We start from the raw sequence: 23,168 nt of genomic DNA, 5'->3' as shown, positions 1-23,168 counted from the left end.
TCCGCCGGTCACGCTTCTGTCACAGGATCCCGACACGTGTTTCGGCGAACTCCGTCATCCGTATGAAGGGTCGCGCTACTGTTCACCACACCTTCGAACGTAATTCGGAGCCGTCGTACGGGAGTCCCGAATAGGCGCTTGGAATGTGCGCCCTCGCGCTCGCCGACGCCTTTCATTCGGTCCCCTCCGATTCCGCCGCGCGCCACCGGAGCTGACGCCGCATAAGAAATACACGCTTCCGGCACAGAACCCCCGCACGGCTCCAGTCGGCCCCCGCGGTGCCCTTCACGGGACGCGGGCGGCGTCGGGCGGACCCCCGGGACCCGGCCTCTCCAGTGCCCGGGACAGCAGGTCCCGGGCCGTTCTGATCGCGTCGCCGAGCTCGGCGGGTTCGAGGACCTCGAACTCGAAACCCATCAGCATCACGTGAATGACCATGACGTCGAGACTCGCCGCCCCGGTGCGCAGAACACAGCGGTCCGGGCCATCGGCCTCCAGCGTCCCGGCCGAGGGGGAGACCCGCGCGGCCGCCTCCTCCAGCGGCACCAGCAGCCGCACGACGGCGTTCGTGGCGTAGGCCCGGGTGGAGACGCCCTTGGAGACGTACTCGGCCAGGTTCCCGGCCGGTGGCGTACGGGGCGTGAAGCGCGGTCCGTGCGGCGGCCGGGGCGCGACGCGGTCGGCCCGGAACGTACGCCAGTCGTCGCGGTCGACGTCCCAGGCGACCAGGTACCAGCGGTGCTCGGTGCACACCAGCCGGTACGGCTCGACGGTGCGGCGCGTCGAGGAGCCCGCGTGGTCCCGGTACTCGAAACGCAGCCGCTCGCTGTCGCGGCAGGCGTTGGCCAGCTCGATGAGGACCGTGGGGTCGACGGCCGAGGGCTGCGGACCGCGCAGCATCGGCACGGTGAAGGCGTTCAGGGCGCCGACCCTGCGCCGCAGCCGGCTCGGCAGGACCTGTTCCAGCTTGGCGAGGGCGCGCACGGAGGACTCGCCGATGCCCTCGATGCCCTGCCCGGCCGCCGTGCGCAGTCCGACGGCCACGGCGACGGCCTCGTCGTCGTCCAGGAGCAGCGGCGGCAGCTCGGCCCCCGCACCGAGCTGGTAGCCGCCGCCCGTACCCGGGCTCGCGTTGACGGGATAGCCCAGCTCGCGCAGCCGGTCCACGTCACGGCGGACCGTGCGCGGGGTGACGCCCAGCCGCCCGGCGAGATCCGCGCCCGACCATTCGCGATGGGCCTGGAGCAGCGAGAGCAGGCGCAGCAGCCGTGCGGATGTCTCCAACATGCCGCCGAGTCTGCCAGCCCTTGCGGACAGCTACGGTCCGCAAGGAGACGGGAGAACGGAGAAAGCCGCCGGCCCCTCCGGCGGCCGAGGAGCGGCGGCCGGGTCCGGGACGGCGCTCCGGAACGGAGCCCGGGAGCCCCGGGGACGGCGGCGGCCCTCACGGGCGGTAGGGGATCTGCGGTACGTCGAAGCAGTTCGTGTTCATGTCCCCCTGGGAGACCCAGCCCCTGCCGTCGCGCCAGCGGGCCACCGAGAGGCAGGCGCGGCGCGTCTTCGGCGGCTTGGCCAGCCGCTCGTAGGTGACGGGGATCAGCAGCCCGCCGGCCGAGTAGGGCCTGCCCCGGTCCATGTACGCGTCGACGCACGCGCGCGTGATCTCCGCCGGGGCGCAGGACTTCGCCGCGTCCGTGAACCACCGTGCGGCCGCCCATCCCTCCAGTTGCCACTGGGAAGGGGACTTCAGCCCCTCGGTGGCGTCGCGGAACTCCCGTACGGCGGCGTCGCCGGTGTCCTCGTAGTTGCGGCTGGACCCCGTGGCCCACAGCGCGTTGCGGCAGCGCGGCGCGTCCTTGTAGTCCTCGGGCACGGTGGACGTCCAGTTCTGGACGTTGGTGACCTTGGCGATGACGTGGGCGCCGACATCGTCCATGGCCTTGCAGAGCCGGGCGTTGCCGTGGGTGTCGAGGGCGTCGAAGACGAGGTCGGCGCCCTGGGCCTTCAGGTCGGCCGCCGCGGCCCGGAAGTCGGGCAGCGCGAAGTCGACCTGCTCGGTGACGACCCGGTAGCCCTCGGCCCTGAGCCCCTGGGTGACCAGCCTGGCGTAGGCGGCGGACGCGGACTGGTTGTAGGAGACGACGGCGGCCGCGCGGGCGCCCTGGACGCGCTTGAAGTAGCGGTAGACCTCGGTGCCGCCGTACAGGGTGCCGCCCCAGCCCGGCGTGCCGTCGCGCGGCGCGAGGCTGCCGTAGATCCCGTAGAGATGCGGATAGGTGTCGTACGCGGGGCCGATGGGCTGGCCGCCGATGTCGGGCACGCGCGCGTGGGACACCTGGGGGGCGCCCGCGTAGTCGAGCGCGGTGGTGGCGACGAGGGCGACGACCTTGTCCTCGTCGATCAGCCGGTGCACGCACGTGTTGTCGCCGACGCCGCTGCCGCCGTCGTCGCACAGCCGCACCTCGACCGGCCGCCCGCCGATGCCGCCCCGGGCGTCGAGCCGGTCGAAGTAGGCCTTGGCCCCGTCCCGCGGTCCGGTGAACGCGGAGCCGCCGACGGGGCTGGTGGCGCTGCTGATGATGCCGACGCGGATCGGCGCGGCGGCCTGACGGGGAGTGGGCGTGGCCCGGTTCCCGAAGTCGCTCTCGGGGAGCCGGCTGCCGCAGGCGGTGCCCACCAGGAGCAGCAGTCCCGCGACGGCGGCGCCGGTCGCTGTGCGCCGCACCGCTGCTCAGCAGCCCGGGGCGGCACTCGACGACGCGTCGCCGCTGAGCTGGACCAGCGCGCAGAGCGTGTTGACGGAGACCTTCCAGGTGCCGTTCTGCTCGACGGCCGTCCCGGAGGCGTTCGGCAGGGCGGTGGCGCCCTTGAGGGTCAGCGTGTAGGTCACGTCGGCCCCGGTCGGCGAGGTGAACTCGATCTTCTCGACCTTCGCCTTCACCTGCTGACCGCGCTGGTCGCCGTTGAAGCCCTTCAGCACCTGCGCCATCTGGTCGCCGTTCTCCAGGACGGCCTGCTTCTCCTTCGCGGAGACGGCCGGGTCGAAGAACTTCTCCCAGTTCTGCTTGATCTCCTTCTGGGCCGCCGCCGGGTCGGCCGGAGCCGTGGCGCTGGGCCGAGCGCTGGTCGAATGCTCGACGGAGGGGGTGGGCGGAGCCGAACTCGCGCCTCCGCTGTCGTCGCTGCACGCTGTGAGGGCCGCGGCGAGGACGAGGACCGCCGTCGCCACCACTCCCCTGGCGTTCCCCCGCCTGAGGTCGCTCCCGAGAACCATCTGGCTCACCACCGGGTGTCGGTCCGGGCCAGGTGCACCCGGTGCTTTCAGGGTCAGCTTCCAGGAGGCATAGTGCAAGCCATTGGCTGACATGGACAGATACACGACGTGTGGGAGTCCGGATGCGGACAGCTCGACTGCGGACCGTGCACCCCGTCCTGTGGGCCGGCTGGGCCGCGCTCGCCGCGGGGGCGGTGCTGTGTTTCATCGGCTGGTACGGCATCTCCGGCGAGCGGTACGCGGAGCGCCAGCTGCCCTACCTCGCCTCCTGCACCGTGCCCGGCGCCGCGCTGATCATCGCGGGCGCGGTGCTGCTCACGCACGGCAGGAACGCGACGGCGGCGGCCCGCGTCGAAGAGCTGTACGGGCTGCTGGTGGCCGCCGGGTCCGCCGACGCCGAGGATGCGGCGCAGGCGGCGACCGCCGCGCCCGTCGCCGTCAGCGGCGAGCTCCGCATGGTGCCCGGCGGCACTCTGTACCACCGCGCGGACTGCCCCCTGGTCGCCGGGAAGCCGGAGGCCGCACCGGTCGACTCGCGCGTCCTGGCGAGCGGTGACCTGGGGCCGTGCCCGATCTGCGAGCCGGACGCCGACGACGACCCCACCGCCGCCGGGCCGCCCTCCCCCGTCGTCGGCGGGCCCCCTCTCGCCGAACGCCCGTCCGCACTCGGTCTCCCGGCCGCTCCCGATGACCCGTCCCGCGATCCGGACGACTGATGTCCTCGCTGACGTACGACCTCACTCTCGCCGGGCTCTCGGTCGGCGGTGCCGCCGCGCTCACCGGGATCGGGCTCGTCGTCACCTACCGCGCCACCGGCGTGCTCAACTTCGCGCACGGCGCGATCGCGATGGTGTGCGCGTATCTGCTGCGCCAGTTCACGGTCGAGTGGGGCTGGCCGCTCGCGCTCGGCGCCTCGGTGACCCTGCTGCTGGTCGCCCCGGCCATCGGCATGGCCCTGGAGCGCTTCGTCTTCCGCCCGCTGTCCCTCCTCGGCGGCGACCCGGCGCAGACCCTCGTCGCCTCCATCGGCGTGTTCGTGCTGCTGGTCGGCGGGGCGGCGCTGGTGTGGGGAACCGGGGCGCGGGCGGACGCGCCGACGCTGGTGTCGGCCGATCCATGGGGGCAGTTGGCGGTGGCCGCGGCGCTGGTGGCGGGCGTGGGCGCGGTGACACGCTGGACCCGCTTCGGCACGGAACTGCGGGCCGTCGTCGACGACCGCCCGCTCGCGGTGCTCGGCGGGATCGACGCGGACCGGGTGGCCGCGGCGGGCTGGGCCTTCGGCTCGTTCACGGCGGGCCTGACCGGCGTGCTCCTCGCACCGTACGTGCGGCTCGATCCGTACGGGCTGCCGCTGCTCGTCATGGAGGTGATGGCGGTCGCCGTGGCGGCCCGGATGCGCAGTCTCCCGGTCGCCGTCGCCGTCGCCCTCGGCATCGGTGTCGCCCAGAGCCAGTTGACCCGGCTGCACCCCTCGGGCTGGGCGGAGCCGCTGCTCCAGGCCGTCGGCGCCAATCTCTTCGTGGTCGCGCTGCTGGTCGCCGCGCTCGTGCTGCCCGGCATCGGCACCCGCGACGCGCTCCCGCGCACGGCGCCGGCCCGCGTGCGGACACCGTCCGGGACGTGGGCCGTCGCCGTCGTCCTGTTCCTGCTGCCCCTCGGCTTCGCCGGCTCGGACCTGCACACGTCGGTGCAGGTGCCCGCGCTCGGCGTCGTCCTGCTGTCCCTGGTCGTGGTCACCGGCCGCGGTGGCCAGATCTCGCTGGGGCAGGCCGCGTACGCCGGTCTGGGCGCCCTCTTCACGGCGCTGCTGGCCGCGGGCCGCTTCCCCGGGGTGCCGCGGCTGCCCGAACTGGCCGCGCTGGCGGTGGCCGTGCTCCTGGTGGCCCCGCTCGGTGTACTGACCGGGTGGCCGGCCATCGAACGGCACGGCCTGGCGCTCGCGGTGGCCACCTTCGCGGTGGGCGTGGGCGTCAGCCGCTTCGTCTTCGCGCAGCCGTACGCGGTGTCCGGCCTCTCCCTGGCCCGCCCGGCCGGGTTCGGCGACGACCGCGCGTACTACGCACTCGAACTCCTCCTGCTGGCCGCCGCGCTGCTCGCCGCGCACACGCTGCGCCGGGGCCGGACGGGCCGTGCCCTGGCGGCCATGCGGGACCACGAGGCGGGCGCGTCGGCGGCGGGCGTCCGGGTCCCGGCCCTGAAGCTGACCGCGTTCGTCGCGGGTGCCGCGCTGGCCGCGCTGGGCGGCGGCATGCTCGGCATGGGCGTGCGCGCCTTCGACGCCACCGCGTACGACCCCGTGCGCGGCCTCCTCTGGTTCGCGGCGGTGGTCGTGCTCGGTGCCGACAGCGTCCTCGGCGCGCTCGCCGCCGCGGCTCTGCTGGTCGGGCTCGACGCGGGGGCACGCGGCGGGGTGGCGGCCGCCCTGATCGGTCTCCTCGCCGTCCTCGTCGGCCGCTTCCCCGAGGGCCCCTACGCGGCTCTGCGGGCGACGACGTCCCGGCTCCGGCTGCATCGCCGGGCCACCCTGACACCCCTGGGAGAGCGCGTGCGGCGGTATCTGCTCCGGCCGGACGTGACACGGCCCGGGACGCTCGCGCCGCGGGCACCCACGGGCGCGGTGCCCCTGACCGCCCCCGGCCGGACATCCGAGCCCCCGGCGCTCCCCGTGACGGCCGAGGCCCTGAGCCACTCCGGCCCACCCGGGCCGACCACGCCCGCGGACCGCTCAGGCCCGCCCGCCTCGCGCTGCCCGGGCGAGGGCGGCCGGGGGCCGGACAACCCGCCGGACGCGCGGCGGCCGGTGGACAGTGCGCGCCCGGCACGGCAGGCGCCCCCCGCACGGCAGCCGCGACCGGGCCGCCCGTCCCGACCGGGACCGGCGTCCACGGCGCCGGGCTCCGGTCCGACTCCCGCGGGACCGGCCGGCCCGCCCGACCGCCCGGCGCGGGCCGAGCCCCCGGCTCCCCCCGTGACGGCCGGGTCTCCTGGCAGGCCCGGTGCGACGAGGCCGGCGGCGGAGGGCACCGGGCGCCGGGTCCCGGCTCCGCCGTCCCCGCTGACCGCCCGTCGGCTGCGCGTCGCGTACGGCGGGTTCACCGCTCTCGACGGGGTCTCCGTCGACATCCCGGCAGGACGGGTGACGGCCGTCGTGGGGCCCAACGGGGCCGGGAAGAGCACCCTCTTCCACTGTCTCGCGGGGACCCTGCGCCCCTCCGGCGGGCAGGTGCTGCTGGGAGGGCGGGACATCACCCGGCTGGCCGCGCACGCGCGGACCCGGCTGGGGATCGCGCGGACCTTTCAGCAACTGGCGGTCTTCCCGTCGCTGACCGTGGCCGAGAACGTGCGCGTGGGCGCCGAGCAGGGGCGCGCCTGCGGTCCGGAGCCGGTGGAGCGGACACTGCGGCTGCTCGGTCTCGACGGACCGGTGCGCTCACTGCCCGCGGCGGGGCTGCCGACCGGGACGCTGCGGCGCGTCGAACTCGCCCGGGCGCTCGCCGGGAGCCCGCGGGTGCTGCTGCTCGACGAACCGGCGGCCGGCCTGGACGCCGCCGAGGTCACCGCGCTGGCCCGGGTGCTGCGGGCGCTGGCCGCGGACGGCACGGCCCTCCTGGTCGTCGAGCACGATCTCGATCTGGTCGCCGACCTGGCGCACACCGTCCATGTGATGGCGGCCGGGCGGATCGTCGCCTCGGGGCCCGCCGACCGCGTCCTGGACACGAGGACCGGCGGATGAGCATCGCCCTGCGCGACGCGCGCGTACGCTACGGGCCCATGGAGGCCCTGCACGGCGTGACCCTGGTCGCGCCCGGCCCCGGCCTCACCGTCCTGCTGGGCCGCAACGGCTCCGGCCGTACGACCGTGCTGCGCGCCCTCGCGGGAGCCGTGCCGCTGTCCGCGGGCGCCGTCGTCTGGGACGGCGCCGACGTGACACGCCTGCCCGCGTACGAGCGGGCCCGGCGCGGACTGTGCCTCGTCCCGGAACGCCGGGCCGTGTTCGGTTCCCTGACCGTCCGGGAGAACCTGGAGCTGGCGGGGGCCGACCTCACGGCCGTCCTGGACGCCTACCCGCGGCTGGCCCCGCTCCTCCCCCGCCGCGCCGGCACCCTCTCCGGCGGCGAACAGCGCATGCTCGCCCTCTCCCGCGCCCTGTCCGCCCGCGTACGCGTGGTGCTCGTCGACGAACCCGCGCAGGGCATGTCGCCGGCGGTCGCGGCCCGGACGTACGCGCTGCTCGGCGCCCTCGACGCGTGCGTGGTGGTCGCCGAGCAGCGGCTGCCGCCGGGGCTGCGCGAGCGGACGGGCCGGACGACGTACGTCCATGAACTGCGCCGCGGCGCGGTCGTGTTCAGCGGAGAGGCGGCCGAGACGGCGGCGCGGAGCGGCGCACCGCCGGGTCCAGGGACGGGCCGAACAGGGCGGGGGCCTCGCTCCGGGCGGCGCCCGTGGCCTTCGGAATGACGAGCCGGATGCCCTTGACCAGCCGGTTCGGACTGCTGCCGATCTTCTTCCTGTTGACCGTGTAGAGGGTCTGCCAGCCGCCCTTGACCCGGTACTTGCGGGCGATCGAGGCAAGCGTCTCGCCGCTCTTCACCACATGGAAGGGGCCCTGCAGTCCGTACGTCCGGGAACACTCGGGCCAGGCGCCCCACCCCTGGACCGCCTGCACGTTCTTGCCGACCTTGATCTGCTGGGCGCGGGTGGCGAGATCGGCGCGGGGAGCGTACGCGAGTCCCCCGAACGCGACCCAGGTGGACTGCCAGAACTGGAGGCCCCCGTAGTAGCCGTTCCCGGTGTTCGCGTGCCAGTGCCCGCTGCTCTCGCACTCGGCGAGACAGGTCCAGGGCCACTCGTCGTTGGCGCAGTCGTAGGCCGTCCGGGCGGCCCGGGGGCCCGGAAGCGGGGGCGGCGGCACGGCGGCCGCGCTCTGGGGCACGAGGGCGGCCAGTGCGGCGGCGGCCACGGCCGCGTACCGCACCCGTCCGCCCGGCGGTCCGGCCGCGGTCCGCGTGGTCGGCAGGTTCCGCTCGCTCGGCATGAAGGACATCGGGCCACGTTAAGCACCCCGGCCCGCTCGCCCGCCCAGCCGCGCCCGGCACGCCCGGGGCCCCACCCGGTCGGACGACCGGGCGGGGCTCCGTGCCCGGGACGAGGGGGGAGCGAGGCTCAGATGTCGAGCCGCTGCCCGGGCACGATCAGGTCGGGATCACCGCCGATGACGGACGTGTTGGCGGCGTAGATCTTCCGCCAGGTGGTCCCGTGCCGCGCGGCGATGGCACTGAGGGTGTCGCCCTGGCGGACGGTGTAGTCGCCGCGGGACGAACCGCGGCCGACATGGCCCGACGGACGGGCCGGCGTCTTCGCCGGCTCCCGCTTCGCCGGGGCGGACCGGGGCGCGGGCGCGGACTTCGGTGCCGACCTGGTGGTCGCGGAGCCCGTGGCCGACCCGGCACCCGGGGAGCCGGGCGCGCTTCCGTAGGCCCCCGCTCGGGCCGAGCAGGTGGGCCAGGCCCCCCACCCCTGCGCGCTCTGGACCTTGCTCGCGACGGCTATCTGCGCGCCCCTGGACGCCCGGTCGGCGGTCGGCGCGTACGCCGAGCCACCGTAGGCGCGCCATGTGCCGGCGGAGAACTGGAGTCCCCCGTAGTAGCCGTTGCCGGTGTTGATGTGCCAGTTGCCGCCGCTCTCGCACTGGGCGATGCGGTCCCACACTCCACTGTCGGCCGCGGCGGCCTGGCCGGTCGCTGCGAGGAGTCCGAGCGGGGCGAGCAGTGCCGCCCCGGCGAGGACCGCCGTCGTACGTGTCCTGTTCGCCGTACGAGCCTTATGACTGTTCTCGTGAGTGCTGTCGGCACATGCGGACATGTAGTTCCCTCTCGAAACACCCGGGGTCCCCCAGGACGGGGCGCGACGGCCTGCGCGTAGGACGCGGCCCTCGTGCTCCGACCCGTCCACCGGAGGCTGTGCTGTGATCCGTTGCGGATCGAACCGGCGGACGTACCCGAGCGGTGCTCGTTGCACACAGCGCAGGAACCTATGGACCCGGGCGCCCCGATATCAACCAACTCTTTGTCATTCGAGGCCAGTTAGCCGTTACCGCGGGTATCATCGATTTTCGGCCACCCACTTCATAGGGTGATTTCCGGATTTGTCGACCTGCGCCTCATGCGATCTGTGACTCAGTTCACCCCATCAACTTCCTTCGGGCTGGCTGAAGTTGACTGGGAGTAACCAATTCCGGGGGCGCCTTCACCCTGGGCGTCGGATGGTTCGATTCCGTTCGCTCTCGAGCGTGACTCCGGCCACAGATCACCCGTTGACATCTTCATGAGCCGGGAACCCCCGATTCATGGGCCGGGAGCCACCCGGCACCGCCACGCACCGCATCCCGAGGAGCCACCGTGCCGCGCATGCTCGACGTCAGCGACGACGTACGCGCCGAGATCGGCGACGAAGAAGCCGACCGGCTGCTCGCCGGAGAGAACGCCCCCGGCAGTTACGACTGCACGTCGTGCCGCACCCCGGGCGACTCGGAACAGGAGCGCACCAGCACCGTCCTGTTCATCGGCGACGAGACCGCCGTCCTCGCCTTCGCCCACGCCAGCTGCCTGCCCTCGCAGGTCGTACAGGTCACCGAGGAACAACTCCAGGGCGCCGTCCGCTCCATCCACCCCGACGGCCCGCCCACCGACATCGCCCCCGAACAGGCCGTGCTCGGTGTCACCAGCGGACTCGTGCTGATCAACGGCGAGTTGCACCCGGCGCTCGTCGTCGAGCCGACCGGCCCGATCGTGCGACCCGGCTCGACCGACATCGGCGACGACTTCCTGCCCCTGCTGATCGAGCAGGGCTTCATGCCCGCGATCGAGCTGAACTCGGTACCGCCGGTCCTGCACGGCTGGTCCGTGCTGCTCGCGGCGGGCCAGTTGCACGCCGTGCTCCAGCCGGGCACCGGCGGCGGCTCACCTGTCGCCTGGTGGCAGGCCCACCAGGCGCTCCAGGTCACCGACAGCTGGCGCGCCGCCGCCAACAAGCACCAGCAGGTGCTCCTGTTCGCGGCGCCGGTCGGCTCGATCGGCCGTCAGCCCCGGGAGGACCTGCTGCGCGACGCGCTCGACAAGGCGGCGGCCAACGGAAAGCTGGTCGCGGCCGCGATGCCGCTCGCCGGTACGTGAGCGCACCGCAGGGCACCGTGCGCAGGCTCGGCGGGAACTGAGGACGGGGCGCCGCGCGGGCGTTCGGCGGGGAACCGGGTGTGTGCGGCCGGTACCGGCCGAGGGCCGCCCGCGCGGTTCCCCGCGCCGTCGCGCCCCCGCGCGCGCCGATCACTCCGGACGACCCGTGAAATGACCGTGCCGGCCGCATCTGTTGGGCGGCGGGGTCGTTGGCACGTACGTGCACACCTACGACGTCCCCGGCCACCGGCCCTTCCAGCCGGTCCCTCCCTCGGGCTCCCCCATCCGTTCGGGCAGAGAGGTGCCGGCGTCGCGACCGGTGCAGGATTCTCAGGGCGGCTCATCAGCCACGCCGATCTACGACGCGCTCTACGCCGAGTGGGTCAGATCGTTCAGGACCCTGCCCGGCGACCGGCACGGCGAGGAGAACCTGGGCTTCACGGCGTTCGGGAGCCTCGGGCGCGGTTCGAACTCGTTCAGCTCGGGCTCGTACAGCTCGTACAGCGCGGGGGCGCACACCGCGCGGCAGATCGCCGCGCAGCACGGACCGACCACGTCGGCGACGGCCGTCTGGCAGCCGGGCGCACGCCAGCACGGCACCGGGATGCACCACATCCCGGCCGCGCTGCCGCCCGCACCGCGCAGGGGCCATTGAGCGGCGGGATTTTGAGCGGCAGGTCTTTTTGAGCGGTGATGCGTGAGGGGCGGCTCCCCCGGGGAGCCGCCCCTCACGCGTTGCCCGTGGGCGCTACTTCTTCTTGTTGGCGCCGCGCTTCTCGCGCACCCGCACCGAGATGTGGATCGGCGTGCCCGCGAAGCCGAACTCCTCGCGCAGTCGGCGCTCGATGAAGCGCCGGTAGCCGTGCTCGATGAAGCCGGAGGAGAAGAGCACGAACCGCGGCGGCTTGGTGCCCGCCTGCGTGCCGAACAGGATGCGGGGCTGCTTGCCGCCGCGGACCGGGTGCGGGTGGGCGGCGACCAGCTCGCCCAGGAAGGCGTTCAGGCGGCCGGTCGGGACACGGGTCTCCCAGCCGTCCAGGGCCGTCTCGATCGCCGGGACGAGCTTCTCCATGTGACGGCCGGTGCGGGCCGAGACGTTCACCCGGGGCGCCCAGGCCACCTGGGCGAGCTCGGTCTCGATCTCCCGCTCCAGGTAGTAGCGGCGCTCCTCGTCGAGGGTGTCCCACTTGTTGAAGGCGAGGACGATGGCACGGCCCGCGTCGACCGCCATGGTGACGATCCGCTGGTCCTGCACGGAGATGGTCTCGGACGCGTCGATCAGGATGACCGCGACCTCGGCCTTCTCGACGGCGGCGGCGGTGCGCAGCGAGGCGTAGTAGTCGGCGCCCTGCTGGAGGTGGACACGCTTGCGGATGCCCGCCGTGTCGACGAACTTCCAGGTGATGCCGCCGAGTTCGATGAGCTCGTCGACCGGGTCACGGGTGGTGCCCGCGACCTCGTTGACGACCACGCGGTCCTCGTTGGCCACCTTGTTCAGCAGGGAGGACTTGCCGACGTTCGGGCGGCCGATGAGGGCGATGCGGCGGGGGCCGCCCACCGCGGTGCCGAAGGTCTGCGCCGGGGCCTCGGGCAGCGCCTCCAGGACGGCGTCGAGCATGTCGCCGGTGCCGCGGCCGTGCAGCGCGGAGACCGGGTGCGGCTCGCCGAGACCGAGGGCCCACAGGTACGAGGCGTCGGACTCGCCGCTCATGCCGTCGACCTTGTTGGCGCACAGGACGACGGGCTTGCCGGCCTTGCGGAGCAGGCGCACGACCGCCTCGTCGGTGTCGGTGGCGCCGACCTTGGCGTCGACGACGAAGACGACCGCGTCGGCGGCCTCGATCGCGTACTCGGCCTGGGCGGCGACGGACGCGTCGATGCCGAGGACGTCCTGCTCCCAGCCGCCGGTGTCGACGAGCTTGAAGCGGCGGCCCGCCCACTCGGCCTCGTAGGTGACGCGGTCGCGGGTGACGCCGGGCTTGTCCTCGACGACGGCCTCGCGGCGGCCGATGATGCGGTTCACCAGGGTCGACTTGCCGACGTTCGGGCGGCCGACGACGGCGAGGACGGGCAGCGGACCGTGGCCCGCCTCCTCGATCGCGCCTTCGACGTCCTCGACGGCGAAGCCCTCTTCCGCGGCGAGCTCCATGAACTCCGCGTACTCGGCATCGCCAAGCGCCCCGTGCTCGTGTTCCGCCGAGCCGTCGGGCTGGATGTGGTCGTTCATGAAGTCCGTACCTCGTCGTTCATTCGTGGTGATCGGTGGAACGCCCGTAAACCGGATGATCCACTACTAAGTGTCGCCTAACGCCCGACGGGGCGCCCGGCGTTTTCCGGGCGCCCTGTCAGACGCCTGGCGTGGTCAAGGTGTGCGCTGAGCTGTTTCTGGATGCGGCCGGTGGCCTCGTCCAGCGCCTGGCGCGTGCGCCGGCCGCTGCCGTCGCCCGCTTCGAACGGGTCGCCGAAGACGACGTCGACCCTGCTGCGCAGCGGGGGCAGCGCCTTGGTGAGCCTGCTGGTCCGGTCGGAGCTTCCCAGCACCGCCACCGGGACGATCGGGGCTCCGCTGCGCACCGCGAAGTACGCGAGCCCGGCCCGCAGCGAGGCGAAGTCGCCCTCGCCCCGGGTGCCCTCCGGGAAGATCCCGAGGACGCCGCCGGCCGCCAGGACGCCGAGGGCGTCGGTGATGGCCGTGCGGTCGGCGATCTCGCGGTCCACCTTCAGCTGGCCGATGCCCAGCAGGAACGGGTCGAGCGGGCCGATGAACGCTTCCTTCTTGATCAGGAAGTGGGTGGGCCTGGGCGCGACGCCCATGACCATCGGCCCGTCGATGTTGTGCGAGTGGTTGACGGCCAGGATCGCCGGACCGGTCGCGGGGACCTTCCAGGCGCCGAGCACGCGCGGCTTGAACAGCCCGTACATCAGGCCGACGCCGATCCTGCGCCCGACGTCGGCGCGTCTCGCGGAGGGTGCGGTCACTTGGCGGCCCGCTTCTCCTCGACGAGGGTGACGACGCACTCGATGACCTGCTGGAGCGTGAGGTCCGAGGTGTCCACCTCGACCGCGTCGTCCGCCTTGGCGAGGGGGGAGGTCTTACGGCTGGAGTCGGCCGCGTCCCGCTTGATGAGCGCCTCGCGGGTCGCGTCGATGTCCGCGCCCTTCAGCTCACCGCTGCGCCGGGCGGCACGCGCCTCCGGGGAGGCGGTGAGGAAGATCTTCAGGTCGGCGTCGGGCAGCACGGTGGTGCCGATGTCCCGGCCCTCGACGACGATGCCGGCCGGCGCGGACCCGGCGAGGGTGCGCTGCAGCTCGGTGATCCGGGCACGCACCTCGGGCACGGCGCTGACCGCGCTGACCTTGGAGGTGACGTCCTGGGTGCGGATCGGGCCCGCGACGTCGGTCCCGTCGACCGTGATGGTCGGCTCGGCCGGGTCGGTACCGGAGATGATCTCCGGCTTCCCGGCCACGGCGGCGATCGCGGAGGGGTCCGTGAGGTCGATGCCGTTGCTGACCATCCACCACGTGATGGCGCGGTACTGGGCCCCGGTGTCCAGGTAGCTCAGACCGAGCTTGGCGGCCACGGCCTTCGAGGTGCTCGACTTGCCCGTGCCGGAGGGGCCGTCGATGGCGACAATCACAGCCGGAGCGGTACGGGCGGCGCCGTTGTCCACGGTGGGAACACCTTCCTGGTGCGGGGTGGAGGTCTCTGCGGGACACGATCGCGCCCCGCACAAGGTTACTGGCTCCACGGGCCCCGTATTACTGGCCCGCCCCGGGGCCGCTCGCGGAGCCCGCCCGCGCACGGCCCGGGCCCGCGCCGATCCCCGCCGACGTGCCCGTACCACCGGGTGCCAGGGCGCCTCCCGGGCTTCGCACGACCGCGCCTCCCCCGGCCGTCCACGGTCGTCCGCGGTCGTCCACGAGGAGGCAGCCGCGACCGGCCGCGCGCGCTGTCGGGGCGAGCTGTCCGGACGGGCTGTCCGGACGCGCCGCGGCGCAGGCCGACGGTCCTACTGGCGCAGTGCCCAGCCCCGCTCCCGCAGCGCCGCACCGAGCACCGGCACGGCCTTCGGCTCCACCATCAGCTGCACCAGACCGGCCTGCTGGCCGGTCGCGTGCTCGATGCGTACGTCCTCGATGTTGACCCCGGCCATCCCCGCGTCGGCGAAGATGCGGGCGAGCTGACCGGGCTGGTCGTCGATGAGCACGGCCACGACCTCGTAGGCGCGCGGCGCGGAGCCGTGCTTGCCGGGGACGCGGACCTGGCCCGCGTTGCCGCGGCGCAGGACGTCCTCGATGCCGGTGGCACCCTCGCGGCGCTTGGACTCGTCGGAGGACTGCAGGGCCCGCAGCGCCTGGACCGTCTCGTCGAGATCGGCGGAGACGTCCGCGAGGAGGTCCGCGACAGGGCCGGGGTTCGCGGAGAGGATGTCGATCCACATCCGGGGGTCGGAGGCCGCGATCCGGGTCACGTCGCGGATGCCCTGCCCGCAGAGCCGTACCGCCGTCTCCTCCGCGTGCTGCAGGCGCGCGGCGACCATGCTGGACACCAGGTGCGGCATGTGCGAGACGAGCGCGACGGCGCGGTCGTGGGCGTCGGCGTCCATCACGACGGGCACCGCACGGCAGTGCGACACCAGCTCCAGGGCGAGGTTCAGGACCTCGGTGTCGGTGTCGCGGGTCGGCGTGAGCACCCAGGGCCGTCCCTCGAAGAGGTCGCCGCTCGCGGCCAGCGGGCCGGACTTCTCGCGGCCCGACATGGGGTGCGTGCCGATGTACGGGGTGAGGTCGAGGCCGAGCGCCTCCAGCTCGCGGCGGGGACCGCCCTTGACGCTGGCGACGTCCAGGTAGCCGCGGGCGAGACCGCGCCGCATGGCGTCCGCGAGGGTCGCGGCGACGTGCGCGGGTGGTGCGGCCACGATCGCGAGGTCGACCGGTCCCTCGGGTGCCTCGTCCGTGCCGGCGCCCAGCGCGGCCGCCGTGCGGGCCTGCTCCGGGTCGTGGTCGGCGAGGTGGACGACGACGCCGCGCGCGGCGAGCGCGAGGGCGGCGGACGTGCCGATCAGCCCGGTTCCGATGACGAGCGCGGTCCTCACTGGGCGATGTCCTTGCGCAGCGCGCCCGCGGCGCCCAGGTAGACGTGCACGACGTCGGCGCGCGGCCGGTCGGACTCGATGTGGGCGAGAACACGGACGACCCGGGGCATCGCGCCCTCGATGTCCAGCTCCTGCGCGCAGATCAGCGGCACGTCGACGATGCCGAGCTTGCGCGCGGCGGCCGCCGGGAAGTCGCTGTGCAGATCGGGCGTGGCCGTGAACCAGATGCTGATCAGGTCTTCCGTGGTGAGCGCGTTGCGCTCCAGGATGGCGGTGAGCAGGTCGCTGACCTGCTCGTCCATGTGGCCGGCCTCGTCCCGTTCCAGTTGGACGGCGCCCCGGACCGCTCGTACCGCCACGGTGATGCTCCTCGCTGATCTGTGTACACGTCTTGTCACACCAGCGTAGTCAGCCCTCCGGGCGCGGGTGCGCGGCGCCCGCCTGACGAGACGGGAACCCGCTCCCACCGAGGGGAGCGCCCGGCAGACCGCCGGGATCGTCACCCATGACGGTCCCGCCCTCGCGGATGCGGCCGGACGGAGGCGGTCCGCCCCGCCCCGGACTCCGCAGATGTCACCCGAATCGCCCTATTCCGCCACTTGTGGTGAGAACGCGCCCGTGCGCCTCTGGACGCGGACGCGCGAGTCCGCTCTGATTGCAGGAGACTCGCCTCGGGGGAGGCCCGAATGAAGCGTCCAGGACCCCTTCTCACCCTTCTCGCGGGGCTGGTGCTCGCCGTGTTCATGCTGTCGCTCAACGCGATGACGGGGGCGAAGAACGCGTCGAACCCGTACCGGCAGGCGTCGCCGGGCGTCTCGGTGTCGGCCAGTGCGCCGCCGGGCTCCTCCTCGCCGTCGGCGAGCCCCTCGCCCAGCCCCTCACCCACCCGTAGCCCAGTGCCCAACGCGGATTACGCGGGACGCACCGACGACAACACCTCGGCGGTCGCGGTCTCCCTGCGGGGCGGCAAGGCGATCGCGTACTTCTGCGACGGGCACGACAAGGAGTCCTGGCTCAAGGGCGATGTGCGGGACGACGGCAGCATGAAGCTCACCGGCGCCGACGGCGACGAGCTGACCGGGACCCTCCAGGGCGGCAAGCGGCTCCGCGGCACCGCCGAGGTCGGCGGGCAGCGTTACGGCTTCACGGCCGACCGGGCCGTCAAGCCCTCGGGCCTGTACCGGGCCACGGCCACCGTGCGCGGCGCGAAGGTCGACGGCGGCTGGATCGTGCTGCCGGGCGGCAAGCAGGTCGGCGTCGTCGAGCGGGACGGCACCCCGTCCGCGGCACCGGTGATCGACCCGGAGACCGGCGCCGTGACGATCGACGGACAGAAGATCATCGCGCGCCCCGTCACCCCCTGACCGCCTCTTCCGCAGGGAGCCGTTCATGACCGTGGACCCGAACGCCGCAACCCGGGGCTTCCCCTCTCCACCACCCGCCCGGGGCCCCGGCCCGGCCCGCTATCTCGTCCCGGCCCTGGTCGCCGCGGCGGTCGCGGTCGGTCTCGGCGTCTACGGCAAGGTCCACGACCCGGCGGGAACGGCCTTCAACCTCGCCGGCTTCAGCAGCACGGGCGCGGTGAAGTCCTGGCTGGCGACGACGGCGTTCTTCTTCGCGCTCGTCCAGCTCGTCTCGGCGCTCATGATGTACGGAAAGCTGCCGGGCCCGGGCTGGGCGTCCGCGCTGCACCGGTGGTCGGGACGGATCGCGTTCCTGGTTGCGGTGCCGGTCGCGGTGCACTGCCTGTACGCGTTGGGCTATCAGACGTACAGCACACGCGTGCTGGCGCACTCGCTCCTCGGTTGCTTCTTCTTCGGTGTCTTCAGTGCCAAGATGCTGCTGCTCCGCTGGGAGCGCCTGCCCGGCTGGCTGCTGCCGATCATCGGCGGCCTGGTCTTCACCGTGCTCACGGCCATCTGGCTGACGTCCGCCTTCTGGTTCTTCCGTACGTTCGGAGTGACGACATGACCCACCGCTCGACGCGGCGCACGGTGATCCTCGCCACGGGGGCGTCCGCGCTGCTCGCGGGGTGCAGCCAGTACGGCAGCGGCAACAGTTCCTCGGACTCGTCCCCGAAGGCGTCCAGCGGCCAGGAGCTCGCCAAAACGGGCGACATCCCGGTGGGCGGCGGCACGATCTTCACGGACCAGAAGGTCGTGGTCACCCAGCCGGCGAAGGGCGACTTCAAGGCCTTCTCTGCGATCTGCACGCACCTGGGCTGCACGGTGAACAAGGTCGCGAACGGCACCATCGACTGCCCCTGCCACGGAAGCAGGTTCAGTGTCGAGGACGGGGCGGTGAAGGCCGGTCCGGCGCCGCGTCCGCTGCCCGCGGAGAAGATCACCGTGGAGGGGGACTCGATCCGTCTGGCGTGAGGCGGCCCGTACGCTCCGGGCATGCCTTCCGAGCCTCGCGCACCCCGGGCACCCCAGGTGCCCCCGGCCTCACCCGTGTCACCCGCGCCCTCCGGGGCGGCGGTCCCGGCAGCGGCCCTCAGGCTGGTGCGGGACCACACGATCTACTCCTGTGTGATGGGTTCCCGGGCCTTCGGGCTGGCCACGGACGGCAGTGACACGGACCGCCGGGGCGTCTTCCTCGCCCCGACCGCGCTGTTCTGGCGCTTCGAGAAGCCGCCGACACATGTCGAGGGCCCCGCGGAGGAGCAGTTCAGCTGGGAGCTGGAGCGGTTCTGCGCGCTCGCGCTGCGCGCCAATCCGAACATCCTGGAGTGTCTGCACTCCCCGGTCGTCGAGTACGTGGACGACACCGGGCGCGAACTCCTCGCCCTCCGGCAGGCGTTCCTGTCCCGCCGGGCGCACGAGACGTTCTCCGGGTACGCGCTGGGCCAGCGCAAGAAGCTGGAGGCCGACGTCCGCACGCACGGCGCCCCGCGCTGGAAGCACGCCATGCATCTGCTGCGCCTGCTGATGAGCTCACGCGATCTGCTGCACAGCGGCTCACTGACGATCGACGTCGGGGAGCAGCGCGAGCCGCTGCTGGCGGTGAAGCGGGGCGAGGTGTCCTGGGGCGAGGTCGAGCGCTGGATGTCCCGGCTGGCGACGGAGGCCGACGAGGCGGCCGCCCGCAGCCCGCTCCCGTCCGGGCCGGACCACGCGCGCGTGGAGGACTTCCTGGTCCGGGTCCGCCGCGCCTCAGCGCTCCAGGACCCCGACGGTGGTCCCTAGACCTTCCCGGACACCGTCCCGACCCCCCTGGCCGCCGTTCCGGTCTTCCCCGACGCCGTCCAGGCGGGCCCTGACGACGAAGGCGTGCAGAGCGTCGTACCCCGAGGGGGCGTCCGGGAGCGCCGAGGCCTCCTGCGCCTCGTCGAGGAGGGTGTGCAGCCGCTCCACGTCCTCCTTCACGCGGGCGTGGGGGACGTCCGCGGCCCCGTGCTCCCGCTCCGCCTTCACGGCGATCAGGTCCGGCAGATACGCCGGGGACTCGATCTGCCCTGCCAGGGTGGGCAGATCGGCCTGCACCTCGCCGCTGCGCATCAGGTGGATGCCGGTGAGCAGCACGCGGAAGGTGTAGAGCAGCGGCTTGAGTTCACCGCTCTTCTCGAAGAGCCGCCACTGGGTGGTCGCGAACCCCCGGTAGTGGTGGGCGTGATGGCGGGTGAGGACACAGGGGGCGAGTGAGATCAGTTCGCGGTGCCCGTCGCCGGTGCGCACGACGAGCGGCGAGAGCAGTTGCTCCAGCACGTAGCCGTTGCGCCGCAGCATCAGCCGTACGAACTTGCGCAGGTCGTGGGTGACCAGGTCCATCTCGACGCCGCTCTCCCACCACATGCGGGACCGGGTCTCCTCCGGCTCGCGCAGCCCGACCAGGTCGGCCGTCGGCAGCAGATGGACGCCGCGCAGGTCGACGTCGGAGTCGCGCGAGGGAAAGCCGTACAGATGGGCCCCGGAGACGGTGGCGAAGAGCACGGGGTCGGGCTGCCCGCCCACCACGCTCGCGAGGTCGGTGCCGATGCCGAGGACGTCTGTCATCCCTCAAGCATCCCAGAGCGCCCCCAGCGACATGAGGTCGCTCTGGTACTCGATGCGGTCGGCCCAGGCCGTCGGCCAGGCCTCCGAGCCGTGCCAGGCGCCCGCGAACGCCCCGGTCAGGCAGGCGATGGAGTCGGAGTCGCCCGAGGTGCAGGCGGCCCGGCGCAGCGCGGTGACGGGTTCGTCGACGAACATCAGGAAGCACAGCAGGCCGGTGGCGAACGCCTCCTCGGCGACCCAGCCCGCACCGGTCGCCAGGCAGGGGTCGGCCTCGGGCGAGGCGGTGCGCACGGCGTGCCGCAGGTTCTCCAGGACGGCGATGCACTCGTCCCAGCCGCGGGAGATGTACTGCTCCGGGCCGCCGTCCTGGCAGAAGGTCCACAGGTCGCCGAGCCAACGGGAGTGGTACCGGTGCCGGTTCTCGTGCGCGTACGAGAGCAGCAGGCCGATCAGCGCCGACGGTTCGACGCCCTGGCCGAGCAGTCGGACGGTGTGCGCGGTGAGGTCCGAGGCGGCGAGCGCGGTGGGGTGGCCGTGGGTGAGCGCGGCCTGGAACTGCGCGGCGCCCGCGCGCTGTTCCTCGCTGAGCCCGCCGACGAGTCCGACGGGCGCCACCCGCATGTTGGCGCCGCACCCCTTGGAACCGGTCTGGCTCGCCTCCTGCCACCGGAGTTTCTCGTTCTTGAGGAGGTCGCAGGCGACGAGGCAGGTGCGGCCGGGGGCGCGGTTGTTCTCGGGCGACCGGTACCACTTCACGAACTCCTCGCGCACCGGCCGTTCCATCCGCAGCGGGCCGAGCAGACCGCTGTCCATGGCGGTGCGCATCCCCTTCGCCAGCGCCAGTGTCATCTGGGTGTCGTCGGTGACGATCGCGGGCCTCGGCAGCGCCATCTGCCGCCAGGGGCCGCACTTCTCGAGGATGTCGGGCACGGAGTTGAACTCCGTGGGGAACCCGAGCGCGTCGCCGAGGGCCAGGCCGATGAGGGAACCGGTGGCGGCGCGCTTCGCTAGGGTCGTGCTGGTCATCGGGGCCGTCCTTACGAGGTGGGACGCAGCAGGGGTGGATGCAGGACTTTCGCGCCGCCCGCGCGGTAGAGGGCGGCGGGTTTGCCCCGGCCGCCGGTGAGGCGCGCGGCGCCGGGGACCTGTTCGACGAATCCGGGCGTGGCGAGGACCTTGCGCCGGAAGTTGGGCCGGTCGAGCGCGGTGCCCCACACCGTCTCGTAGACCTGCTGCAGCTCTCCGAGGGTGAACTCGGGCGGGCAGAAGGCCGTGGCGAGGCAGGAGTACTCCAGCTTGGCGCCCACGCGTTCGTGGGCGTCGGCGAGGATCCGGTCGTGGTCGAAGGCGAGCGGGCCGAGCGCGTTGAACCGCAGCCACTGGGCCTGCGCCGCGTCGCCGCCGCCGTGCGGTTCGGGAGGGTCGGGCAGCAGCGCGGCGAACGCGACGGAGACGACCCGCATCCGGGGGTCGCGGTCGGGTTCGCTGTAGGTGCGCAGTTGTTCCAGGTGGAGTCCCGAGATGTCCGACAGGCCGGTCTCCTCGGCGAGTTCGCGACGGGCCGCCGCCTCGGCCGACTCGCGGGGCAGCACGAAGCCGCCGGGCAGGGCCCAGCGGCCGGCGTACGGTTCCCGGCCCCGCTCGACGAGCAGCACCTGGAGCGCGCCCGCGCGCACCGTGAGGACGGCCAGGTCGACGGTGACGGCGAAGGGCTCGAAGGCGTACTTGTCGTAGCCCGCGGGTGCCGCGCCCCCCGGCGCACGGCCTTCGCCTGTCACCGCCCCCACGCCCCTCTTTATGGTCAGCCTGACTATGGTCAGTACGACTATAAAGGGAGCGAGGCGGCGTCAACAAGACTTCCGGCCAGGCAAGTTGAGCTCCCGAAGCCGGCTCGGGAGACGGGTCGGCGGGACGGGGCAGCACCTCCGAGGGGGCGACGGCGACTAAGGGCTGTCCCGTAATCCCCGGTGGATCAGCGCGCGGCGTCAGATGCGGTGCATCGCAAGGCGGAGGGTCGTCCTCATACTGGGCGTATTCGGGCGATCCGACAACGCGGCGTGGGGGTCCCCCCTGCTCGAAGAGCTTGGGGGAGTGCCGTAGCTGTCGTTGTGCGCCCGCCGGGGATTACGGGACAGCCCTTAGGTCCCGGCGCGCGACGCCTCCGGCCGCGGGACCTCGTTACGGCCCGTGCCGGGTCCCTGCGCCCGAGCGCGCGCCGGAGCGAGAGCGGCGACGAGCGCTCCGGCGGCGGCGACTCCCGAGGAGACCCACAGCGCCGGACCGCAGCCGTCGACGAAGTCCGCTGCCGAACCGTAGCCCCCGTAACGCGTGAACACGGCCGCGGCGACGGCGATCCCGAAGACCCCACCCAGCTCGCGCAGCGCGTTGTTGACGCCGGCGGCGACCCCCGCGTCGGCGGCCGGCACCGAGGAGGTCACGGCGTTCGCGACGGTCGGGAAGACCATCGAGATACCGACGCCCGCGACGATCAGCGGCAGCACCAGCCGTCCGTAGCCGACGCCGGGCTGCACCTGCCAGGCCAGCAGCCCGAGGCCGGTCGCCTGGAGGACCAGCCCCCCGAGCATGAAGGGGCGGTTCCCGAACCGGTCGGCGAGCGCGCCCGCGAGCGGTGCCACGACCAGCGGCATTCCGGTCCACACCAGGATGCGGACACCGGCCTGCAACGGCGAGTTGCCGAGGCCCAGTTGGAACAGTTGCGTGATCATGAACAAGGAGCCGAGCAGCGACATGAACGTCAGGAAGGCGACGCCGTTGGCGGTGGAGAAGGCTCGCCTGCGGAAGTACCCGAGGGGCAGCATCGGGTAGCGCGCCCCCGACCGCTCCCAGCCGAGGAAGGCCGCCACGAAGACGACTCCGGCGGCCAGCGCGCCCACCACCTCGGCGCTCGCCCAGCCCGCCTGCGGGGCGCGCACCGCCGCCCAGGCCAGGCCGGTCAGCCCGACTGCGGCCAACAGCAGCCCCACGACGTCGAGTTGCGGACGCGGACCACGGCTCTCGCGCAGTTTGAGGGCGGCCAGCGGCAGCATGGCGAGCCCCGTCGGCACGTTCAGCCAGAAGATCCACTGCCAGGACAGGCCCTCGGTGACGGCGCCGCCGAGCACGGGTCCGGCCGCCACACCGAGGCCGGTCACCCCGCCCCAGACCCCGATGGCCACGCCCCGCTTCTCGGCCGGGAACGCCTCGCTGATCAGGGTCAGGGTGAGCGGCAGCAGGACCGCGGCGCCTGCGCCCTGGAGCACCCGCGCGGCGATCAGCTGACCCGGTCCCGGGGCCAGCGCCGCGAGAGCCGAGGCCAGGGTGAAGACGGCGAGCCCGACGACGTACATGCGCCGCCGCCCGAAGCGGTCTCCGAGCGCGGCCCCGGTCAGGGTGAGGCAGGCGAAGACGAGGTTGTACGCGTTGATCGTCCACTCCAGGTCGGACAGGCTCGCCCCGAAGTCGGCCCGCAGGGCGGGCAGCGCGGTGGCCACGACGACCACGTCGAGCGAGCAGAGCAGCGCCCCGAGCCCGGCCAGGACGACGGTCCACACACGGCGTGCGGGCACGGCGGACGGCCGCTGGACGGGGGCGCGTGCGGTGGTGTCGGTCATGACGGTTCCTTCCGTGAGGA

The 23,168-nt window shown here is 73.3% G+C and carries 22 protein-coding genes and 1 pseudogene; 9 read left to right on the top strand and 14 right to left on the bottom strand.

Annotated features, from left to right (window positions below; translation table 11 throughout):
• Positions 1-285: 285 nt before the first annotated feature.
• The 3 genes from OHT01_RS30895 to OHT01_RS30885 form a co-directional block, all read right to left on the bottom strand.
• Positions 286-1,287, bottom strand: a complete 1,002-nt coding sequence (locus OHT01_RS30895; protein ID WP_405917501.1) for a helix-turn-helix transcriptional regulator — start codon at positions 1,285-1,287, stop codon at positions 286-288.
• 157 nt (positions 1,288-1,444) lie between these two features.
• The gene (locus OHT01_RS30890) at positions 1,445-2,725 is read right to left on the bottom strand and encodes an ABC transporter substrate-binding protein (protein WP_328556378.1); all 1,281 of its coding nucleotides are present in this window, start codon (positions 2,723-2,725) and stop codon (positions 1,445-1,447) included.
• Positions 2,726-2,731: 6 nt separating this feature from the next.
• Positions 2,732-3,274: a hypothetical protein gene (locus tag OHT01_RS30885; RefSeq protein ID WP_328556377.1), complete on the bottom strand. Its 543-nt coding sequence runs from the start codon at positions 3,272-3,274 to the stop codon at positions 2,732-2,734.
• A 122-nt stretch (positions 3,275-3,396) separates the two neighbouring features.
• On the opposite strand from OHT01_RS30885, the pseudogene OHT01_RS30880 reads away from it, so the two are divergent.
• From OHT01_RS30880 to OHT01_RS30870, 3 genes and pseudogenes are all read left to right on the top strand, one after another.
• A pseudogene (locus tag OHT01_RS30880) lies at positions 3,397-3,873 on the top strand (hypothetical protein); the annotation flags it as partial.
• Between the two features lie 116 nt (positions 3,874-3,989).
• On the top strand, positions 3,990-7,007 hold the full coding sequence (locus OHT01_RS30875; RefSeq protein ID WP_328556376.1) for an ABC transporter permease subunit: 3,018 nt from the start codon (positions 3,990-3,992) through the stop codon (positions 7,005-7,007).
• Positions 7,004-7,732, top strand: a complete 729-nt coding sequence (locus OHT01_RS30870) for an ABC transporter ATP-binding protein (RefSeq protein ID WP_328556375.1) — start codon at positions 7,004-7,006, stop codon at positions 7,730-7,732. Before OHT01_RS30875 ends, OHT01_RS30870 begins: the two co-directional genes overlap by 4 nt.
• Here OHT01_RS30870 and OHT01_RS30865 read toward each other — a convergent pair.
• The gene (locus tag OHT01_RS30865) at positions 7,620-8,318 is read right to left on the bottom strand and encodes a LysM peptidoglycan-binding domain-containing protein (protein WP_328556374.1); all 699 of its coding nucleotides are present in this window, start codon (positions 8,316-8,318) and stop codon (positions 7,620-7,622) included. The genes OHT01_RS30870 and OHT01_RS30865 overlap by 113 nt on opposite strands.
• A gap of 119 nt (positions 8,319-8,437) precedes the next feature.
• Entirely contained in the window at positions 8,438-9,136 is a 699-nt protein-coding gene (locus OHT01_RS30860; RefSeq protein ID WP_328556373.1) for a transglycosylase family protein, read from the bottom strand.
• Between the two features lie 536 nt (positions 9,137-9,672).
• On the opposite strand from OHT01_RS30860, the gene OHT01_RS30855 reads away from it, so the two are divergent.
• Positions 9,673-10,446: a hypothetical protein gene (locus OHT01_RS30855; protein ID WP_328556372.1), complete on the top strand. Its 774-nt coding sequence runs from the start codon at positions 9,673-9,675 to the stop codon at positions 10,444-10,446.
• A gap of 319 nt (positions 10,447-10,765) precedes the next feature.
• Complete coding sequence (locus OHT01_RS30850; RefSeq protein ID WP_405917496.1) at positions 10,766-11,101, top strand: hypothetical protein; 336 nt, start codon at positions 10,766-10,768, stop codon at positions 11,099-11,101.
• A gap of 93 nt (positions 11,102-11,194) precedes the next feature.
• Here OHT01_RS30850 and der read toward each other — a convergent pair whose 3' ends face one another.
• From der to aroH, 5 genes are all read right to left on the bottom strand, one after another.
• Positions 11,195-12,673, bottom strand: coding sequence for a ribosome biogenesis GTPase Der (gene der, locus OHT01_RS30845; RefSeq protein WP_328556371.1), 1,479 nt, complete (start codon positions 12,671-12,673; stop codon positions 11,195-11,197).
• Positions 12,674-12,750: 77 nt separating this feature from the next.
• On the bottom strand, positions 12,751-13,464 hold the full coding sequence (locus OHT01_RS30840) for a lysophospholipid acyltransferase family protein (protein ID WP_328556370.1): 714 nt from the start codon (positions 13,462-13,464) through the stop codon (positions 12,751-12,753).
• Positions 13,422-14,117 (bottom strand): (d)CMP kinase, encoded by a 696-nt coding sequence (gene cmk, locus OHT01_RS30835; protein ID WP_328556369.1) that lies wholly within the window; start codon positions 14,115-14,117, stop codon positions 13,422-13,424. The genes OHT01_RS30840 and cmk overlap by 43 nt, the downstream gene beginning before the upstream one ends.
• 339 nt (positions 14,118-14,456) lie before the next feature.
• Positions 14,457-15,542, bottom strand: coding sequence for a prephenate dehydrogenase (locus OHT01_RS30830; protein ID WP_328556368.1), 1,086 nt, complete (start codon positions 15,540-15,542; stop codon positions 14,457-14,459).
• Positions 15,539-15,901: a chorismate mutase gene (gene aroH, locus OHT01_RS30825; RefSeq protein ID WP_328556367.1), complete on the bottom strand. Its 363-nt coding sequence runs from the start codon at positions 15,899-15,901 to the stop codon at positions 15,539-15,541. Before aroH ends, OHT01_RS30830 begins: the two co-directional genes overlap by 4 nt.
• Positions 15,902-16,228: 327 nt before the next feature.
• Here aroH and OHT01_RS30820 point away from each other — a divergent pair, with 327 nt between their 5' ends.
• The 4 genes from OHT01_RS30820 to OHT01_RS30805 all read left to right on the top strand — a co-directional run bounded on the left by OHT01_RS30820 (position 16,229) and on the right by OHT01_RS30805 (position 18,730).
• Entirely contained in the window at positions 16,229-16,906 is a 678-nt protein-coding gene (locus OHT01_RS30820) for a hypothetical protein (protein ID WP_328556366.1), read from the top strand.
• A 25-nt stretch (positions 16,907-16,931) separates the two neighbouring features.
• Entirely contained in the window at positions 16,932-17,513 is a 582-nt protein-coding gene (locus OHT01_RS30815; protein WP_328556365.1) for a DUF6529 family protein, read from the top strand.
• Entirely contained in the window at positions 17,510-17,920 is a 411-nt protein-coding gene (locus OHT01_RS30810; protein WP_328556364.1) for a QcrA and Rieske domain-containing protein, read from the top strand. The genes OHT01_RS30815 and OHT01_RS30810 overlap by 4 nt, the downstream gene beginning before the upstream one ends.
• A gap of 156 nt (positions 17,921-18,076) precedes the next feature.
• Entirely contained in the window at positions 18,077-18,730 is a 654-nt protein-coding gene (locus OHT01_RS30805) for a nucleotidyltransferase domain-containing protein (RefSeq protein ID WP_328558333.1), read from the top strand.
• On the opposite strand, the gene OHT01_RS30800 is transcribed toward OHT01_RS30805, so the two are convergent.
• The 4 genes from OHT01_RS30800 to OHT01_RS30785 form a co-directional block, all read right to left on the bottom strand.
• Complete coding sequence (locus tag OHT01_RS30800; protein WP_328556363.1) at positions 18,698-19,537, bottom strand: nucleotidyltransferase domain-containing protein; 840 nt, start codon at positions 19,535-19,537, stop codon at positions 18,698-18,700. The two genes, OHT01_RS30805 and OHT01_RS30800, sit on opposite strands and share 33 nt — an antisense overlap.
• Positions 19,538-19,540: 3 nt before the next feature.
• Entirely contained in the window at positions 19,541-20,563 is a 1,023-nt protein-coding gene (locus tag OHT01_RS30795; RefSeq protein WP_328556362.1) for an ADP-ribosylglycohydrolase family protein, read from the bottom strand.
• A gap of 11 nt (positions 20,564-20,574) precedes the next feature.
• Positions 20,575-21,315, bottom strand: a complete 741-nt coding sequence (locus OHT01_RS30790; protein WP_328556361.1) for an NUDIX hydrolase — start codon at positions 21,313-21,315, stop codon at positions 20,575-20,577.
• A gap of 360 nt (positions 21,316-21,675) precedes the next feature.
• The gene (locus OHT01_RS30785; protein ID WP_328556360.1) at positions 21,676-23,148 is read right to left on the bottom strand and encodes an MFS transporter; all 1,473 of its coding nucleotides are present in this window, start codon (positions 23,146-23,148) and stop codon (positions 21,676-21,678) included.
• Positions 23,149-23,168 lie beyond the last annotated feature (20 nt).

The sequence above is a fragment of the Streptomyces sp. NBC_00358 genome, from assembly GCF_036099295.1.
Classification (GTDB): Bacteria; Actinomycetota; Actinomycetes; order Streptomycetales; family Streptomycetaceae; genus Streptomyces.
This window is presented reverse-complemented; position numbering and strand designations above follow the sequence as displayed.

What these genes read in the sequence shown, in the direction of transcription:
- der (WP_328556371.1), bottom strand. Translation starts at nt 12,673, where the DNA reads ATGAACGACCACATCCAGCCCGACGGCTCGGCGGAACACGAGCACGGG.
- OHT01_RS30865 (WP_328556374.1), bottom strand. Translation starts at nt 8,318, where the DNA reads ATGTCCTTCATGCCGAGCGAGCGGAACCTGCCGACCACGCGGACCGCG.
- OHT01_RS30860 (WP_328556373.1), bottom strand. Translation starts at nt 9,136, where the DNA reads ATGTCCGCATGTGCCGACAGCACTCACGAGAACAGTCATAAGGCTCGT.
- OHT01_RS30815 (WP_328556365.1), top strand. Translation starts at nt 16,932, where the DNA reads ATGACCGTGGACCCGAACGCCGCAACCCGGGGCTTCCCCTCTCCACCA.
- OHT01_RS30805 (WP_328558333.1), top strand. Translation starts at nt 18,077, where the DNA reads ATGGGTTCCCGGGCCTTCGGGCTGGCCACGGACGGCAGTGACACGGAC.
- OHT01_RS30895 (WP_405917501.1), bottom strand. Translation starts at nt 1,287, where the DNA reads ATGTTGGAGACATCCGCACGGCTGCTGCGCCTGCTCTCGCTGCTCCAG.
- OHT01_RS30785 (WP_328556360.1), bottom strand. Translation starts at nt 23,148, where the DNA reads ATGACCGACACCACCGCACGCGCCCCCGTCCAGCGGCCGTCCGCCGTG.
- OHT01_RS30885 (WP_328556377.1), bottom strand. Translation starts at nt 3,274, where the DNA reads ATGGTTCTCGGGAGCGACCTCAGGCGGGGGAACGCCAGGGGAGTGGTG.
- OHT01_RS30800 (WP_328556363.1), bottom strand. Translation starts at nt 19,537, where the DNA reads ATGACAGACGTCCTCGGCATCGGCACCGACCTCGCGAGCGTGGTGGGC.
- OHT01_RS30795 (WP_328556362.1), bottom strand. Translation starts at nt 20,563, where the DNA reads ATGACCAGCACGACCCTAGCGAAGCGCGCCGCCACCGGTTCCCTCATC.
- OHT01_RS30820 (WP_328556366.1), top strand. Translation starts at nt 16,229, where the DNA reads ATGAAGCGTCCAGGACCCCTTCTCACCCTTCTCGCGGGGCTGGTGCTC.
- OHT01_RS30810 (WP_328556364.1), top strand. Translation starts at nt 17,510, where the DNA reads ATGACCCACCGCTCGACGCGGCGCACGGTGATCCTCGCCACGGGGGCG.
- OHT01_RS30870 (WP_328556375.1), top strand. Translation starts at nt 7,004, where the DNA reads ATGAGCATCGCCCTGCGCGACGCGCGCGTACGCTACGGGCCCATGGAG.
- OHT01_RS30875 (WP_328556376.1), top strand. Translation starts at nt 3,990, where the DNA reads ATGTCCTCGCTGACGTACGACCTCACTCTCGCCGGGCTCTCGGTCGGC.